This window comes from Pseudomonas sp. EA_65y_Pfl2_P78, from assembly GCF_963970495.1.
Lineage (GTDB): Bacteria > Pseudomonadota > Gammaproteobacteria > Pseudomonadales > Pseudomonadaceae > Aquipseudomonas > Aquipseudomonas baetica_A.
Window position 1 is genome coordinate 56,147 of sequence record NZ_CAXAON010000013.1, and the last position, 17,466, is coordinate 73,612.

Sequence of the window (17,466 nt, forward strand, 5' to 3'; positions counted from 1 at the left end):
AGCATTTCTGCAGTGGGGGCGATAAAAGAGCCAAAGATCGCAGCTTGCGGCAGTGCCTGCGGGGGGTTGCAACCTATGCAGGCGCCGCCGAAGACTGCGATTTTTTGCGTTTCAGCGCAATTTCAGGCTGATGGTTTGCAGCTTTTTCCCGTTCTGATCGTGGTAATTGACCAAGATTTGATCAGTCTCGACCACCAGGTGGGCGAAGTTGTCCTCGCCGACCACCTCGCTGGTCAATTCATGCACATAGTCGCCCGCCGCCGTGCGCACCAACGGCTGATCAAGGATGAAGGTGGACGCCTTGGCGTACGGCAAGAGTTTGCTGTTGCACAGCGGCGAGGAAACGATGGTGTGGACTTCAAAGTCCGGATCCTGGCTGTGTGTCAGGCGCGACGTCAGCGAGCCGTGTACGTCGCCAGAAACGAACACGACATTTTTGATCTGTCGGGTGCGGATGGTTTCGAGCAGGCGCAGACGCTGTTCCGGAAAGGCTTTCCAGGCGTCATCGCCGTGAAACTTGCGATCCGGGTAAAACATGACGCTGGTGACCACGAACTTGACCCGTGCCGGGCTGTTGATCAGCCATTTAAGCAATGCTTGCTCTTGCGCCTCATCGAGAATGCGTCGGTCACTGGCTGACAAGTTGCGGCGAGTGCGACTGTCGGTCACAAACCACTCGATATCGCCGTCACTGAATTGATACCAATAGTGCTTAAGCGTTGAACGATCAACTTGACCACTCGTTGTCAGTGCGTGTGCCGGGCTGTGACTGACTTGATACAACTCATACGCGGCCATGGCATTGCGATACAACTCATGATCGGATTTACCGGCGTTTGCCGGCCAGTTGTCTTCGATTTCATGATCATCAAGAATCATGTAGGTCGACGTCGTTGACATCAGTCGTTGTATGTTGGGTTGTGAAAACGCTGCGCGGTACTTTGCAAGAATATCTTTATATTCCCGATCCGGTGCAATCAGGTTCAGGTCATCGACATAGATTTGATCTCCGGTCATGAGTGTTGCACTGATCGGCGGCTGTGCGCCTTCGATCAACTGGTTGATAGATGCAAAGATCCGGTCGCCTAAATGGGGCAGCGACGCGATACCTGCCGTCATGCGCAGGTAGCGGCATGAGCCGACGATGTATGCACGAGGTTGCAAGGCTTTGCTGGAGCGGGTGCGAAACCGGTAAATCTCCCTCGGCCACTGCAGCGGCAACTCCGCCACACTGTGAACGGTATGCACGGGATTCATCGGGCTGAACCATACTGCCTGGTACTCATACTCGGTATCAGTGCTCAAGTTGTTGAGTGTCAGTACTTCCGTCATGTCGCGTAGCGCGCTTAACTTGGCGAACGTACCTTTTGACCAGTGTTGTGATCCGGAACTGCGGTAACGGATTGCAGCAAATACTGCTGCATTGCTTTGATAATCGCCGCGAATAAGAATTCGCGCATGGTTAGTTGTGATGTGACCTATGAGTGGGCCAATAGTCGGTTTGAACATGTTCGAATCCATTCGAATTAACGTTTGATTTGGAATAACTAAGGCAAGAATTTTTAGTTAACTTTGCTGTGTCAAGACTAGTTATGTAGGGAATAAAAATATCGTCGCGAAGTGGACGGTGGTCGTAGCTGATGTCAGTACAACCTGTGGGAAAAAACCGCAGCTTGGTTTTCGCGAGACAAAAAAAAGCCCCGTCAAACTGACGGGGTTGAGGTACGAGCGTGTGGCGCTCGAAAACGTGAAACGCAAGCGGCCCTCCATTGCCGGAGGGCCGCTTGGGATTACAGCAGGATGGTGCGGATGTCCGCCAGCAGGCTGCCCAGACGCTGGGTGAAGCGTGCAGCGGCGGCGCCGTTGATCACTCGGTGATCGTAGGACAGCGACAGTGGCAGCATCAGTTTCGGCTGGAAGGCTTTGCCGTCCCAGACTGGCTGGATGGTTGCCTTGGAAACACCGAGAATCGCCACTTCCGGCGCGTTGACGATCGGCGTGAAGCCGGTGCCGCCAATGTGGCCGAGGCTGGAAATGGTGAAGCAGGCGCCTTGCATGTCGTCAGCGGTGAGCTTCTTGTCGCGGGCTTTGGCGGCCAGCGCAGCGGCTTCGGCTGCCAGTTGCAACAGGCTCTTCTGGTCGACGTTCTTGATGACCGGTACCAGCAGGCCATCCGGGGTGTCGACGGCGAAGCCGATGTTCACGTATTTCTTGCGGATGATCGCTTTGCCGCTTGGCGCCAGCGAACTGTTGAAGTCCGGCAGTTCCTTGAGCATGTGCGCGCACGACTTGAGCAGCAGCGGCAGGATGGTCAGCTTGACGCCAGCCTTCTCTGCAACGGCTTTCTGGGCAACGCGGAACGCTTCCAGCTCGGTGATATCAGCCGAATCGAACTGGGTCACGTGCGGGATGTTCAGCCAGCTGCGGTGCAGGCTCGACGCGCCGATCTGCATCAGGCGAGTCATCGGCACTTCTTCGATTTCGCCGAAACGGCTGAAGTCGACGACCGGAATCGGCGGGATGCCCGCGCCACCGGTTGCGCCAGCAGCAGCGGCCGGTGCTTCCTTGGCCTTCTGCATCATCGCTTTGACGTAAACCTGAACGTCTTCCTTGAGGATGCGACCGTGTGGGCCGCTGGCGCCGACCGCATTAAGTTCAACACCGAACTCACGGGCCAGTTGACGCACGGCAGGGCCGGCGTGCACTTTGGCGCCCGGTTTGGCCGGCGCCGCAACCGGCGCGGCGGCAGCAGGTGCAGCGACTGCCGGAGCAGCAGCGGCAGGCGCTGGAGCACTTGGCGCAGCAGCGGCTGGAGCCGGGGCAGCCGCAGGGGCCGCGCCTTTGACTTTCAGCTTGAGGATCAGGTCGCCGGTGCCGACTTCGTCGTCCAGCTTGATGGAAACGCTTTCCACCACGCCAGCGGCAGGCGATGGAATTTCCATGCTCGCCTTGTCGGATTCCAGGGTGATCAGCGATTGATCAGCCTCGACGGTGTCACCAGCCTTGACCAACACTTCGATGATCTTGGCCTTGCCGGCCGAACCGATGTCCGGGACATGGATGTCCTGAACGCTGTCGGCCACTGGGGCTGCCGGGGCTGCCGCAGGAGCAGGTGCAGCAGCAGCGGCTGGCGCAGCAGCCTGAGCCGGAGCGGCTGCAGCCGGTGCCGCAGCACCTGCCACTTCCAGGTCCAGAATCAGGTCACCCGTGCCGACTTCGTCGTTGAGCTTGACGCTGATGGCCTTGACCACGCCCGCAGCAGGCGACGGGATTTCCATGCTCGCCTTGTCGGACTCCAGAGTGATCAGCGATTGATCAGCCTCGACGGTGTCTCCGACCTTGACCTGAATCTCAATGATCTGGGCCTTGCCCGACGAGCCGATGTCCGGCACGTGCACTTGCTGAACCGAAGCGGCAGCCGGGGCCGCGGCTGGTGCGGCAGCAGCAGGTGCGGCGGCCGGTTTTTCTTCGGCTTTGGCGGCAGGCGCGGCGGCAGGCGCAGGGGCCGCTTGCGCAGCGCCCTCGACTTCCAGCTCAAGCAGTTCGTCGCCTTCTTTCAGGCGGTCGCCCAGCTTCACTTTCAGGCTTTTGATGACGCCGGCCTTCGGGGCCGGCACTTCCATGCTGGCCTTGTCCGATTCCAGAGTCAGGATGCTCTGGTCGGCTTCGATGCGGTCGCCGACCTTCACAAACAGTTCAATTACTTCACCTTCACCGCTGCCGATGTCAGGTACGCGAATGAGTTCGCTCACAGGGTTTCTCCTCAGCAGTCCAGTGGGTTGCGTTTTTCCGGGTCGATGCCGAACTTGGTGATGGCTTCAGCCACGACCTTAGGTTCGATATCGCCACGGTCAGCCAGTGCTTCCAGGGCTGCTAGCACCACGAAATGACGGTCGACTTCGAAGAAATGACGCAGTTTCTTGCGGCTGTCGCTGCGGCCGAAACCGTCGGTGCCCAGGACTTTGAATTCCTTGGACGGTACCCACTGACGGATCTGCTCGGCGAACAGCTTCATGTAGTCGGTGGATGCAATGACCGGACCTTTACGGCCGCTCAGGCATTCTTCGACGTAGCTCTGCTTAGGCTTCTGGCCAGGTTTCAGACGGTTGCTGCGCTCTACGGCCAGGCCGTCGCGACGCAGTTCGTTGAAGCTGGTGACGCTCCATACGTCAGCGCCGATGTTGAACTCTTCACGCAGGATCTTCGCCGCTTCACGCACTTCACGCAGGATGGTGCCGGAGCCCATCAGCTGTACGTGGTGGGCTGCTTCGCGGGTGTCTTCTTCAAGCAGGTACATGCCTTTCTTGATGCCTTCTTCGGCACCGGCCGGCATGGCTGGCTGCTGGTACGACTCGTTCATCACGGTGATGTAGTAGAAGATGTCCTGTTGCTCTTCGGTCATCTTCTTCATGCCGTCCTGAATGATCACCGCCAGCTCGTAGCCGTAGGTCGGATCGTAGGTGCGGCAGTTCGGGATGGTGGCAGCCAGCAGGTGGCTGTGACCGTCTTCGTGCTGCAGGCCTTCACCGTTCAGGGTGGTACGGCCGGCGGTGCCGCCGATCAGGAAGCCACGGGTACGGCTGTCGCCAGCGGCCCAGGCCAGATCGCCAATACGCTGGAAGCCGAACATCGAGTAGAAGATGTAGAACGGCAGCATCGGCTGGTTGTGGCTGGAGTACGAAGTACCGGCGGCGATGAAGGAACTCATGGCGCCCGCTTCGTTGATGCCTTCCTCAAGGATCTGACCTTTCTGGTCTTCCTTGTAGAACATCACCTGGTCTTTATCGACTGGCTCGTAGAGCTGGCCAACGGACGAGTAGATGCCCAGTTGACGGAACATGCCTTCCATACCGAAGGTACGGGCTTCGTCCGGGATGATCGGTACGATGCGCGGGCCGATTTCCTTGTCCTTGACCAGTTGCGCGAGGATCCGCACGAACGCCATGGTGGTGGAAATTTCGCGGTCGCCGGAACCGTCGAGGATGGCCTTGAGGGTGTCCAGGTCCGGCGTCGGTACGCTGAAGCTCTTTGCGCGGCGCTGAGGCACGAAACCGCCCAGTGCAGTGCGACGCTCGCTCAGGTAACGGGCTTCGGCGCTGTTTGGCTCTGGCTTGAAGAACGGCAGGTTCTCCAGCTCTTCGTCCTTGACCGGAATGTCGAAGCGGTCGCGGAACAGCTTCAGGCTTTCGACATCGACTTTCTTGGTGTTGTGCGCGGTGTTTTTCGCTTCGCCGGCACCGGTGCCATAACCCTTGATGGTCTTGGCCAGGATGACGGTCGGTTGTTCTTTGTGGTTGACCGCTTCGTGGTACGCCGCGTAGACCTTGTACGGGTCGTGGCCGCCACGGTTGAGTTTCCAGATCTCGTCGTCGGACAGGTCTGCAACCATCGCCTTGAGTTCTGGCGTGTTGAAGAAGTGTTCACGGACGAACGCGCCGTCTTTGGCTTTGTAGTTCTGGTACTCGCCGTCAATGACTTCGTCCATGCGACGTTGCAGGATGCCGTCGACGTCTTTGGCCAGCAGTGGGTCCCAGAAACGGCCCCAGATGACTTTGGTCACGTTCCACTGAGCACCGCGGAACACGCCTTCGAGTTCCTGGATGATCTTGCCGTTGCCGCGAACCGGGCCGTCCAGGCGCTGCAGGTTGCAGTTGATGACGAAGATCAGGTTGTCCAGTTTCTCGCGGCCGGCCAGGGAGATCGCGCCCAGGGATTCGGGCTCGTCGCACTCGCCGTCGCCCAGGAAGCACCAGACTTTCTGTTTGCCCGGCTGGATGAAACCGCGATGTTCCAGGTACTTCATGAAGCGTGCCTGGTAGATCGCCTGGATCGGGCCCAGACCCATCGATACGGTCGGGAACTGCCAGAAGTCAGGCATCAGCCAAGGGTGCGGGTAGGACGACAGGCCCTGACCGTCGACTTCCTGGCGGAAGTTGTTCATCTGGTCTTCGGTAATGCGGCCTTCCATGAACGCACGGGCATATACGCCTGGCGAGGTGTGGCCCTGGAAGTAGATCAGGTCGCCGCCGTGTTCGTCGGTCGGGGCCTGGAAGAAATAGTTGAAGCCGATGTCATACAGGGTCGCGCTGGAAGCGAAGCTGGAGATGTGACCACCCAGGTCAGAATCTTTCAGGTTCGTACGCATTACCATGGCCATCGCGTTCCAGCGTACCAACGAGCGAATGCGGCGTTCCATGAACAGGTCGCCAGGCATGCGTGCTTCGTGGGTTACCGGGATGGTGTTGCGGTAAGGCGTGGTGATGGCGTAAGGGAGCTGCGAGCCGCTGCGGGTCGCGAGTTCACCCATACGGGTCATCAGATAGTGAGCACGGTCTTCGCCTTCTTTGTCGAGAACCGATTCCAGGGCGTCCAGCCATTCCTGGGTTTCGACGGGATCGAGGTCTTGCATGGCTTGCTCCAGGGCGGAAAGGCTTCCAGAATCGGTTGCCTGAGTTTGCGACTGGCCTTGTGGGCAGACGATTTAAAATTCTTGGATTGCCGACAGGTTGTTCCGGCGGCGTGTAGTTTTACTACAAATCTTCCGGCATTTCAGCCTTTCGGATGTATAGACGAGTAGTAAAACTACAGATGAAAGGCTTGTGGCCTCTGACTGCGTTGTGAGGATAATCGTTAAGGTTGGTCGATTACCATCCAGAAAAGGTGAAAGTTTGATGTTGGCTGCCAAAGAAAAAGAAATATCAGCTATTTCTAACTTTTGTTCGACAGTCCTTCGCGTAGCGGGTTTTCATCATTCACTACAAGCGGCCATTTCCACGCCGATCAAGGATAGACCATGACCCTGCCCGTGCTTGCCGAACTGCCCGCCATTCTCCTGCCGTTGGTCAGCCGATCCGAGCAGTCGTTCCGTACGGCCGTCGCTTCGCTGGAAGACGATCACGGCTTCTCGACCTGGACGCCGGAGCGCTGGGCGCAATTCGCCCGCGTCACCGCGGCCAGCGAGTTCGTCATTGAACAGAGCGTTCGTGACCCTTTGATGTTGCTGTCGCTGGTGCAATCCGGCGAACTCGAGCGCTCCTATGCCCCCGGTGAACTGTGTGCGCAGATTGCCACTGCCGTAAATGCTGCGCAGACCGAAGATGAACTCGGGCGCGTATTGCGCCGTCAGCGTGCGCGCCATCAGGTGCGGATCATCTGGCGTGACCTGACCCGGCAGGCCAGCCTGGTGCAGACCTGTCGCGACCTCTCGGACATGGCCGACGCCAGCATCGACCAAGCTTATCAATGGCTGTACAGCCGCCATTGCCAGCAATTTGGCACGCCGACCGGGCGTCGCAGCGGCGAGCCGCAGCAAATGGTCATCCTCGGCATGGGCAAGCTCGGCGCGGTCGAGCTTAACCTGTCCTCGGACATCGACCTGATCTTCGCCTACCCCGAGGGCGGCGAAACCGTCGGCGTGAAGCGCGCGCTGGATAACCAGGAATTTTTCATCCGCCTCGGTCAGCGTCTGATCAAGGCCCTCGATCCGATGACCGTCGATGGCTTCGTGTTCCGTGTCGACATGCGCCTGCGCCCTTACGGTTCGTCCGGCGCGCTGGTGCTGAGCTTCAATGCACTGGAGCAGTATTACCAGGATCAGGGCCGCGACTGGGAACGCTACGCGATGATCAAGGCGCGGGTGGTGGCCGGTGATCAAGTGGCCGGTGAGCAGTTGCTCGACATGCTGCGGCCGTTCGTTTACCGGCGTTATCTGGACTTCTCGGCGATCGAAGCACTGCGCACCATGAAGCAGTTGATTCAGCAGGAAGTGCGGCGCAAAGGCATGGCCGACAACATCAAACTGGGCTCGGGTGGCATCCGCGAGGTCGAGTTCATCGCCCAGGCCTTTCAACTGATTCACGGTGGCCGCGATCTGAGTCTGCAACAGCGTCCTCTATTAAAGGTGCTGAGCACGCTGGAAGGGCAGGGGTACTTGCCGCCAGCGGTGATCAGCGAGTTGCGCGAAGGTTACGAATTCTTGCGTTACACCGAACACGCGATTCAGGCGATTGCCGACCGCCAGACCCAGATGCTGCCGGACGGCGCTCAGGATCAGGCGCGAATTGCTTTCATGCTCGGGTTTGCTGACTGGGCGTCTTTCCACGAAAAACTGATGTTCTGGCGCGGCCGCGTGGCCTGGCACTTTGCGCAGGTGATCGCCGATCCCGATGAGGAAGAGGGCACCGAAAGCGAAGTGGTGGTGGGCGGTGAATGGCTGCCGTTGTGGGAAGAGGCGCAGGACGAAGAGGCGGCGTGCCGTCAGTTGCAAGAGGGTGGGTTTGGCGATGCGAGCAAAGCGCTGAAGGCACTGGCGAGTCTGCGCGGCAGTCCGCAATTGCGCGCGATGCAGCGATTGGGGCGTGAGCGTCTCGATGCGTTTATCCCGCGTTTGCTCGCCCAAGCGGTCGAGCATGACAACCCGGATCTGGTGCTTGAACGTGTGCTGCCACTGGTGGAAGCGGTTGCCCGGCGTTCGGCTTATTTAGTGTTGCTGACCGAAAACCCTGGTGCGCTGCGCCGTTTGCTGACGCTGTGTGCGGCGAGCCCGTGGATTGCCGAGCAGATCACCCGCTTCCCGCTGCTGCTCGACGAGTTGCTCAACGAAGGTCGACTGTTCAAGCCGCCGCTGGCACCGGAATTGGCCGCTGAGTTGCGCGAGCGTCTGACGCGCATTCCCGAAGACGACCTAGAGCAACAAATGGAAGCCCTGCGCCACTTCAAACTGGCGCACCGCTTGCGCGTCGCGGCTTCGGAAATCGCCGGCAGTTTGCCGCTGATGAAAGTCAGCGATTACCTGACCTGGTTGGCCGAGGCCATTCTCGAACAAGTGCTGGCCCTGGCCTGGCGTCAAACGATCGCCAAATACGGCACGCCGCTGCGCACCGACGGCACCTTGTGCGATCCCGGCTTTATCATTGTCGGTTATGGCAAAGTCGGCGGTCTGGAGTTGGGGCATGGTTCCGATCTGGATCTGGTGTTCATCCATGACGGCGATCCGCAGGCGGAAACCGATGGCCCGAAACCGATCGATGGGGCGCAGTTCTTCACCCGGCTCGGCCAGCGGATCATTCACTTGCTGACGGCGCAGACCAACTCCGGCCAGCTCTATGAAGTGGATATGCGTCTGCGTCCGTCCGGTGCGTCCGGGCTGTTGGTCAGTTCGCTCGGCGCGTTTGCCCGCTATCAGGAAAATGAAGCATGGACGTGGGAGCATCAGGCTTTGGTGCGCGCTCGGGTGTTGGTCGGCAGCCAGGATGTCGGTCAGGCCTTCGAGAAAGTCCGCGCTCAAGTGTTGGGCAAAGCGCGGGATCTGGCGAAGCTGCAACAGGAAGTCAGCGAAATGCGTGCGAAGATGCGCGACAACCTCGGCAGCAAGAGCACTGCGGCCGGTACAGCGGCAAATGCCTTCGAGGCCACGGCGCCGTTCGACCTCAAGCAGGACGCCGGAGGTATCGTCGATATTGAATTTATGGTGCAATACGCGGCCCTGGCGTGGTCGCAAAGCCATCCGCCATTGCTGCGCTGGACCGATAACATCCGCATTCTGGAAGAGCTGGAGCGCGAAGGGCTGATGCCTGCCGAAGAGGCCAGCCTGTTGCGTGAGGCGTATAAAGCCTACCGCTCCGCCGCCCACCGGCAGGCGTTGCAGAAGGATGCCGGGGTGATCCCGGGTGACCAGTTTGCCGATGAGCGTCGGCAGGTAGTGCGGATCTGGCGCGAGTTGGGGCTAAGCTGAAGTGCGCCAATGAAGGTAATGAGATTCAGAAGTGGGAGCGAGCCCGCTCCCACAGTGATCTGCGGTGAGTCGCAGATATGTGAACAGATGCAAAACCCTGTAGGAGCGAGCCTGCTCGCGATCGTGGAGTGACACTCGACAGTCATGTTGAAGGTAATGACCCATCGCAAGCAGCCTGTGTTCCCACCGTGATTATCGAGGCGGGGAGGCGTAATGCCTCCCCGGTTCGTTTTTGGAAACCACATGAATATTCTGATCGTTGGGCCCAGTTGGGTCGGTGACATGGTGATGGCGCAGACCCTGTTTCAGTGTCTCAAGCAACGCCACCCGCAATGCGAAATCGACGTACTGGCCCCAGAGTGGAGCCGGCCGATCCTTGAGCGCATGCCGCAAGTGCGCAAGGCCTTGAGCTTTCCGCTCGGCCACGGCGCGCTGGAGTTGGCGACGCGTCGGCGCATCGGCAAATCCCTGGCCGGTCAGTACGATCAGGCGATCCTGTTGCCCAACTCGCTGAAGTCGGCGCTGGTGCCGTTTTTTGCCGGCATCAAGACACGCACCGGTTGGCGCGGCGAGTTCCGCTACGGCCTGCTCAACGACGTGCGTACTCTCGACAAAGAGCGTTATCCGCTGATGATCGAGCGCTTCATGGCTCTGGCCTATGACGCGAACGCCGAGCTGCCAAAACCTTATCCGCGTCCGAGCCTGCAAATCGATCCGGTGAGCCGCGAAGCGGCACTGGCCAAATTTGGCCTGACCCTCGATCGCCCGGTGTTGGCCTTGTGCCCCGGCGCCGAGTTCGGCGAGTCCAAACGCTGGCCGTCGGAGCATTACGCCAAGGTCGCCGAAGCGCGTATTCGTGAGGGCTGGCAGGTGTGGCTGTTCGGTTCGAAGAACGATCATGCGGTGGGCGAAGACATTCGCGCGCGGCTGATTCCCGGTTTGCGTGAAGAGTCGGTGAACCTCAGTGGCGACACGTCCTTGGCCGAGGCTATCGATTTGATGTCCTGCGCCGATTCGGTGGTGTCCAACGACTCCGGCCTGATGCACGTCGCCGCCGCGCTGAACCGGCCATTGGTGGCGGTCTACGGTTCGACTTCGCCAGGCTTTACCCCGCCGCTGGCCGAGCATGTCGAAATCGTCCGTCTGGGCCTTGAATGCAGTCCGTGCTTCGACCGTACTTGCCGGTTTGGCCATTACAACTGCCTGCGCCAATTAATGCCGGACGCGGTCAACGATGCCTTGCAGAAGCTGCACGGCTCTGTGGTCGAGGTTCATTAAGTTGCGGGTATTGCTGATCAAGACTTCTTCGCTGGGCGACGTGATTCACGCGTTGCCAGCGCTGACCGACGCGGCTCGGGCCATTCCCGGGATCAAGTTCGACTGGGTGGTGGAAGAAGGCTTCGCCGAGATTCCGACCTGGCACCCGGCCGTTGGTAAGGTGATTCCGGTGGCGATCCGCCGCTGGCGCAAAAACCTCTGGCAGACCCTCAAGAGCGGCGAGTGGAAACGCTTCAAGCAAAGCGTGCGCGCGAGCAAGTACGACTTGGTGATCGACGCCCAGGGCCTGCTGAAAAGCGCCTGGCTGACCCGCTACGTCAAGGCCCCTGTGGCCGGTCTCGATAAAGGTTCAGCGCGTGAGCCGATCGCGGCGCGTTTTTATGATCGAAAGCTCGCCGTGGCGCGGGGGCAGCACGCCGTTGAGCGGGTGCGGCAGTTGTTTGCCATCGCCCTCGGTTATGACCTGCCCAAGGGGCTGGGCGATTACGGCCTGAGTGTCGAGCGACTGGTGGAGTTGCCGCGCAAGAGTGCTTTCGTGGTGTTCCTCCATGGCACGACGTGGGATACCAAACACTGGCCGGAAGCCTATTGGCGTGAGCTGACCGAACGTGTCGGTTACCTCGGCGTCGGCGTGAAGCTGCCGTGGGGCAATCCGCTGGAGAAGGCCCGTGCCGAGCGCATCGCGGCGGGCTTCAAACACGCCGAAGTCTTGCCGAAGCTGAACCTGGCCGGTGTCGGCAAAGTGTTGGCCGGCGCCCAAGCCTGCGTGGCAGTGGACACCGGGCTCGGCCATTTGGCCGCGGCGCTGGATGTTCCAACGATTTCGCTGTTCGGCCCGACCAATCCGGGCCTGACTGGCGCCTACGGCAAAGTGCAGATTCACTTGGCCAGCGACTTTTCGTGCGCGCCGTGCCTGCAAAAGAAATGTACCTACCAACCGACTGCGCAGGATGCCCGTCAGTTTGACCTGAAACGCGAGCAGCCTCTGTGCTTCACGCGTGTGAATCCCGAGCGTGTCGCCAGCCGACTGAGCACGTTGTTAATGGCTGAGGAGCTGCGCTGATGCAATTGGCATTTGTCCTGTACAAATATTTTCCGTTCGGTGGCTTGCAGCGCGACTTCATGCGCATCGCCCTCGAATGCCAGCAGCGCGGCCACCAGATTCGCGTCTACACCCTGATCTGGGAAGGCGATGTACCGCCCGGTTTCGAAGTGCTGGTGGCGCCGGTCAAGGCGTTCTTCAACCATCGGCGCAACGAAAAGCTCACCGCGTGGATGGAGGCCGATCTGGCCAGGCGGCCGGTGGATCGCTTGATCGGCTTCAACAAAATGCCGGGTCTGGACGTTTACTACGCCGCTGACGGCTGTTTCGAAGACAAGGCGCAGAACCTGCGCAACTCGTTGTATCGCCGCTGGGGCCGCTATCGCCACTTCGCCGAGTACGAGCGTGCGGTGTTCGCCAAAGACGCGAAGACGCAAGTGCTGATGATTTCCGAAGTCCAGCAACCGCTGTTCATCAAGCATTACGACACGCCGATCGAACGCTTCCATCTGCTGCCGCCGGGTATTGCCCAGGATCGTCGGCGCCCGGCGGATGCCGGTGAGATTCGCGCCGGGTTCCGCGCTGAATTCAACCTCAAGGACGACGATCTGCTGCTGGTGCAGATCGGCTCCGGGTTCAAGACCAAGGGCGTGGATCGCAGCCTCAAGGCGCTGGCCGCGTTGCCCGCTGAGCTGAAGAAACGCACCCGGCTGTTTGTAATCGGCCAGGATGACCCCAAATTGTTCCAGATGCAGAGTGCAACTTTGGGCCTGGGCGACAACGTGACGTTTCTCAAGGGCCGCAGCGATATCCCGCGGTTTCTGCTTGGCGCCGATCTGTTGATCCATCCGGCGTACAACGAAAATACCGGCACAGTGCTGCTTGAAGCGCTCGTCGCCGGTTTGCCGGTGCTGGTCAGCGCGGTCTGCGGTTACGCCCATTACATCGCTGAGGCGGATGCCGGGCGGGTGCAGGACGAGCCGTTCGATCAGGCGCAACTGACCCGGTATTTGACAGACATGTTGACCGATGACTCTGCGCGCGCGGCCTGGAGCCGCAACGGTGTGGCCTTCGCCGAGACGGCCGACCTCTACAGCATGCCGCAGCACGCGGCCGATGTGATTCTGGCGGAGCACGCTTAAATGAAGTTGATGCTGGCTGAACCGTTCAAGAGCCTCTGGGCTGGACGCGACCCGTTCACTGAAGTCGAAGGCTTGCAGGGCGAGGTTTACCGCGAACTCGAAGCGCGCCGGACATTACGCACGGAAGTCGACGGCAACGGATTTTTCGTCAAGATCCACCGAGGCATCGGCTGGGGCGAGATCTTCAAGAACCTGCTGACTGCCAAGCTGCCGGTGCTCGGCGCGGGTCAGGAGTGGAAGGCCATCCAGCGTTTGCAGGAAGTCGGTGTGCCAACCATGACCGCCGTTGCCTACGGCGAGAAGGGCAGCAACCCGGCCGATCAGCATTCGTTTATCGTCACCGAAGAGCTGGCGCCGACTATCAGTCTGGAAGACTTCAGCATCGACTGGGTCAAGCAGCCACCGCAGCCGAAACTCAAGCAGGCGCTGATCGCCGAGGTGGCGCGGATGACCGGCATGATGCACCGCGCCGGCGTCAATCACCGCGACTGCTACATCTGCCACTTCCTGCTGCACACCGACAAACCGGTGACGGCCGAGGACTTCAAGCTCTCGGTGATCGACCTGCACCGGGCCCAGACCCGCGCGGTCATCACCCAGCGCTGGCGCAACAAGGACCTGGCGGCGCTGTACTTTTCCGCACTGGACATCGGCCTGACTCGCCGCGACAAACTGCGCTTCCTCAAAGGCTATTTCCAGCAACCGCTGCGCCAGATTCTGGCTGAAGAAGCGCCGTTGCTGAGCTGGCTGGAAGGCAAGGCCAACAAACTCTACGAGCGTAAGCAGCGTTACGGGGATGCGCTCTGATGGCGGGTTGGACTCTTGAACCGCAATACAGTGATCTCGCCGAAGATTTCGGCAGCCTCCAAGCTGTCTTTGCCCTGCAAGGCGAGCGTCTGACCCGCGACCCGCTGTCCGAGGTCATTCGCGTACAGCGCAATGGCGTCAACTATTACGTCAAGCGCTACGTCGGCGCCGGTAAAGGCTTGCGCCGTTATCTTGGCAAGCCGCGGGTGAAGATGGAGTGGCAGAATCTCAAGCGTTTCGCCAAGTGGGACATTCCCACTGCCGAAGTGGTGGCTTGGGGGCTGGAGCGCCGTGGCGCGGCGTACGATCGAGGGGCGATGATCACTCGCGAGCTGCCCAACACTGAAGACCTCTCGGCACTCGCCGAGCGCAAGGATCCGAAACTCAAGGATCGTGCCTGGGTCGATGGTGTCAGCCGGCAGTTGGCCGCTTATACCCGCACGATGCACGATCACCGCTTTACCCATAACGATCTGAAATGGCGCAACCTGTTGATTGATGACCAGGCGCGGATATTTCTGATCGATTGCCCCAATGGCGAGTTCTGGCGCGGCTTCTGGCTCAAATATCGGATCACCAAGGATCTGGCCTGTCTCGACAAACTCGCCAAATATCACCTGTCCAATACCCAACGCCTGCGCTTCTATAAGCAATATCGCCAGTGCGACCGGCTGAATGCGGCCGATAAGAAACGGATTCGGCACGTGGTGAGATTTTTCGAGGGACGTGAATGACTGATTTTCTGGCCGAAGAAGACCGCGCGCTGCTTGAACGCCATGGTCTGGGCACTTTTGACGCTCTGTGGGCCAAGCAACTGGAAGCGGTGGATGAGCCGAATACGGCCCGTGGCGGCTGGAGCAGCGTCTTCCGTATGGACCTGGAAGGGCAGGGTTACTACCTCAAGCGCCAGAGCAATTATCTGACGCGCACCCTGCATGCGCCCTTCGGCGAGCCAAGCTTTGCCCGCGAGTTCCGTAATATCAGCCGATATCGCAAGCTGGGCATTCCCGCGTTGCAGGCGGCTTTTTTCGGTGAGCGCAAAGTCGATGGCGAAGTCCGGGCGATCCTGTTGACGCGCGCGCTGGACGGCTGGAACGATCTGGAATCGCTGCTCGCGAGCTGGGCAGATCTTGGTGCCGCTCAGCACTCGGCCATCCTCAAGGCCTGCGGGCTGCTGGCTCGGCATCTGCACGGCGTACGACAGGTGCATGGCTGCTTCTACCCCAAACACATTTTTCTGCGGGCCACCGGTGACGGGTATCAGGCGCAACTGATCGACCTGGAGAAAACCCGGCCGTTGTTGTTCGGCATGCGTGACCGGATCAAGGATCTGGAGCCCCTGCAACGTCGCGCTACGGCGTGGGGCGAGCCGCAACTGCGTGAATTGCTGGCGGCATATCTCGATCAACCGACCACCAGTGCGCTGCTCGATCATTGGCTCGTTCGCCTGACCGCGCGCCGCAGCCACAAGGAGACTCGCTGATGCAATTGTCCGAGCTGGCCGCTGCCGGACGAACCCCGCAACTGCCACTGACGGTGACCCTGGCCGATGCTGCCGGTGTTGCGGATTTGCAGTTGCTGAGTCTGCTGCGGGTCTTGCCGGGGCAGCGCTACGTCGGCGCGGGTGTCTGGCGCGGCCGGCCAGTGCTGGCCAAATTGCTGGTCGGCAGCAAGGCATCCCGGCATTTTCAGCGTGAGCTGGACGGCGTGCGCTTGCTGGCCGCGCAAGGCATGACCACGCCGTTGCTGTTGGCCGATGGCCTGAAGGACGGTGAGGGTGGCTGGCTGCTGTTCGAATTCCTTGAAGGCGCCGAAAGCCTCGGCGATGCCTGGGCGAAAGTCGAGTCGCTGCCGGTGCTGGCGGATGAACAGTCTGCGGTGTTGGCCGAGGCGCTTGGCACCATTGGCGAGCTGCACGGCAAGGGGCTCTGGCAGGAAGATTTGCATCTGGACAATCTGCTGCGTCACGGCGGTCAGTTGTACTTGATCGACGGTGCCGGGATTTGTGTGGAAACCGCCGGTCAGCCGTTGTCGCGACAAAAGGTTCTGGAAAATCTCGGAGTGTTTTTCGCCCAGTTGCCCAAGGCGCTGGAACCGTTTACCGAAGAACTGTTGGTGTATTACTTGCTGAGCAACAGCGAGCACGCGCTGCCGCTGGAAGCCTTGGAGAAACAGATCGACAAGGTGCGCCGCTGGCGTCTGAAGGATTACCTGATCAAGGTCGGTCGCGAATGCACGCTGTTCAGCGTCCGGCGTGGCGCGTTCGGCTTGCGCGCCATTCGTCGCGAGGAAGAGGCGGCGATGGTGCCGGTGCTTGAGAGCGCCGATGCGTTGCTTGATAAGGGCCATCTCTACAAGACTGGCGGCGCCGCGAGCGTCGGCAAGGTCGAAGTTGGCTCCAGCACGCTGGTGATCAAACGCTACAACATCAAGGGATTTGCCCATTGGCTCAAGCGGTTCTGGCGCCCGAGTCGTGCCTGGCATTCGTGGCGTGAAGGCAATCGCCTGGCGTTTCTCGGTATTGCCACGCCCAAACCGCTGGCGGTGCTGGAGAAGCGCTTTTTGTGGTTACGCAGTCGCGCCTATCTGGTGACCGAGTTCCTGCCCGGGCCGGACATCATCGAGCGCTTTGCGCCTTACGTTGAAAGCGGTGAAGCGCCGGAAGCGGAGTTGCAGGCGCTGGATCAGTTGTTCGCCAGATTGATTGACGAGCGGATCAGCCATGGCGACTTCAAGGGACACAATCTGTTCTGGCAGGATGATCGCTGGGCGCTGATCGATCTGGACTCGATGTGCCAGCATGGATCTGTCGGCAGTTTCGCGCCGGCCTATGCTCGTGACCGTGCGCGATTCATGCGCAACTGGCCCGAAGGCAGCGCGCTGTATCAGATTATTGATCTGCGGTTGCCGAAAGATATTTCCAGCGTGCCCTGAGACAAACCAGCAGTAGAGGACAAGATTCAGCGACTTGTCCTACAGCTTCTCCAGAAGCCATGAACTGTGCCCTGTTCAGTCCAGATGCTAATTTGCCCAACGACCTTGGAGGGCGAATTTTGACCATTAAACAGGCTGCAACGCTGGGTGTGTTTTCATGGATTCTGGCTGGCTGTGGCAGCGCCATGACTGTCCTGCAGGATGATGCCGACGTCGCGCGGGACATGCGCAAGCAAAAAACCTACTGCCAGTCCATTCCACGCATTTACAGTGGGTTGGCCTATGATTTTTGCGTGTTGAACGCACCGCCTGATCCAGGCGGCTATCTTGTCCCGTTCGTGTTGCTGGACTTGCCCTTGTCCGGGGTGTTCGACACCGTTGCGCTGCCTTATACGATTTATCGTCAGGCCACTGAAGGCAATATCGGTATCTACTGGCGCAAGGGCGGTTATTGAGTCTTCAGGCAAGGTTTATCCAAACCATTCGCTGCGGGTCAATTCGCACAGGGTAATTCCCGTCATGTTTACGCT

At 59.8% G+C, this 17,466-nt stretch carries 12 protein-coding genes; 9 read left to right on the forward strand and 3 right to left on the reverse strand.

What is annotated here, in order from left to right:
- Window positions 1-111 precede the first annotated feature (111 nt).
- The 3 genes from AACY02_RS12940 to aceE form a co-directional block, all read right to left on the reverse strand.
- Window positions 112-1,509, reverse strand: coding sequence for an alkaline phosphatase D family protein (locus AACY02_RS12940; protein WP_339432265.1), 1,398 nt, complete (start codon window positions 1,507-1,509; stop codon window positions 112-114).
- A 281-nt stretch (window positions 1,510-1,790) separates the two neighbouring features.
- Window positions 1,791-3,752: a dihydrolipoyllysine-residue acetyltransferase gene (gene aceF / locus AACY02_RS12945; protein ID WP_339432266.1), complete on the reverse strand. Its 1,962-nt coding sequence runs from the start codon at window positions 3,750-3,752 to the stop codon at window positions 1,791-1,793.
- 11 nt (window positions 3,753-3,763) lie between these two features.
- Window positions 3,764-6,409 carry a pyruvate dehydrogenase (acetyl-transferring), homodimeric type gene (gene aceE, locus AACY02_RS12950; RefSeq protein WP_339432267.1) on the reverse strand — a complete coding sequence of 882 codons (2,646 nt, stop codon included), beginning with the start codon at window positions 6,407-6,409 and terminating at the stop codon, window positions 3,764-3,766.
- A 384-nt stretch (window positions 6,410-6,793) separates the two neighbouring features.
- On the opposite strand from aceE, the gene glnE reads away from it, so the two are divergent.
- From glnE to AACY02_RS12995, 9 genes are all read left to right on the forward strand, one after another.
- Entirely contained in the window at window positions 6,794-9,733 is a 2,940-nt protein-coding gene (glnE, locus tag AACY02_RS12955; RefSeq protein WP_339432268.1) for a bifunctional [glutamate--ammonia ligase]-adenylyl-L-tyrosine phosphorylase/[glutamate--ammonia-ligase] adenylyltransferase, read from the forward strand.
- Window positions 9,734-9,976: 243 nt separating this feature from the next.
- The gene (waaF, locus tag AACY02_RS12960; protein ID WP_339432269.1) at window positions 9,977-11,011 is read left to right on the forward strand and encodes a lipopolysaccharide heptosyltransferase II; all 1,035 of its coding nucleotides are present in this window, start codon (window positions 9,977-9,979) and stop codon (window positions 11,009-11,011) included.
- Between the two features lies 1 nt (window position 11,012).
- The gene (gene waaC / locus AACY02_RS12965; RefSeq protein WP_221731249.1) at window positions 11,013-12,074 is read left to right on the forward strand and encodes a lipopolysaccharide heptosyltransferase I; all 1,062 of its coding nucleotides are present in this window, start codon (window positions 11,013-11,015) and stop codon (window positions 12,072-12,074) included.
- Window positions 12,074-13,195 carry a glycosyltransferase family 4 protein gene (locus AACY02_RS12970; RefSeq protein WP_339432270.1) on the forward strand — a complete coding sequence of 374 codons (1,122 nt, stop codon included), beginning with the start codon at window positions 12,074-12,076 and terminating at the stop codon, window positions 13,193-13,195. Before waaC ends, AACY02_RS12970 begins: the two co-directional genes overlap by 1 nt.
- A complete protein-coding gene (gene rfaP / locus AACY02_RS12975; protein ID WP_339432271.1) occupies window positions 13,196-14,002 on the forward strand; it encodes a lipopolysaccharide core heptose(I) kinase RfaP in 807 nt (268 codons plus the stop codon). It begins immediately after the preceding gene.
- Entirely contained in the window at window positions 14,002-14,736 is a 735-nt protein-coding gene (locus tag AACY02_RS12980) for a lipopolysaccharide kinase InaA family protein (RefSeq protein WP_339432272.1), read from the forward strand. Before rfaP ends, AACY02_RS12980 begins: the two co-directional genes overlap by 1 nt.
- Window positions 14,733-15,485: a lipopolysaccharide kinase InaA family protein gene (locus AACY02_RS12985; protein WP_339432273.1), complete on the forward strand. Its 753-nt coding sequence runs from the start codon at window positions 14,733-14,735 to the stop codon at window positions 15,483-15,485. Before AACY02_RS12980 ends, AACY02_RS12985 begins: the two co-directional genes overlap by 4 nt.
- Entirely contained in the window at window positions 15,485-16,936 is a 1,452-nt protein-coding gene (locus AACY02_RS12990; RefSeq protein WP_339432274.1) for a lipopolysaccharide kinase InaA family protein, read from the forward strand. Before AACY02_RS12985 ends, AACY02_RS12990 begins: the two co-directional genes overlap by 1 nt.
- Before the next feature lie 119 nt (window positions 16,937-17,055).
- Window positions 17,056-17,391: a YceK/YidQ family lipoprotein gene (locus tag AACY02_RS12995; protein ID WP_339432275.1), complete on the forward strand. Its 336-nt coding sequence runs from the start codon at window positions 17,056-17,058 to the stop codon at window positions 17,389-17,391.
- The last annotated feature ends 75 nt before the right edge of the window (window positions 17,392-17,466 follow it).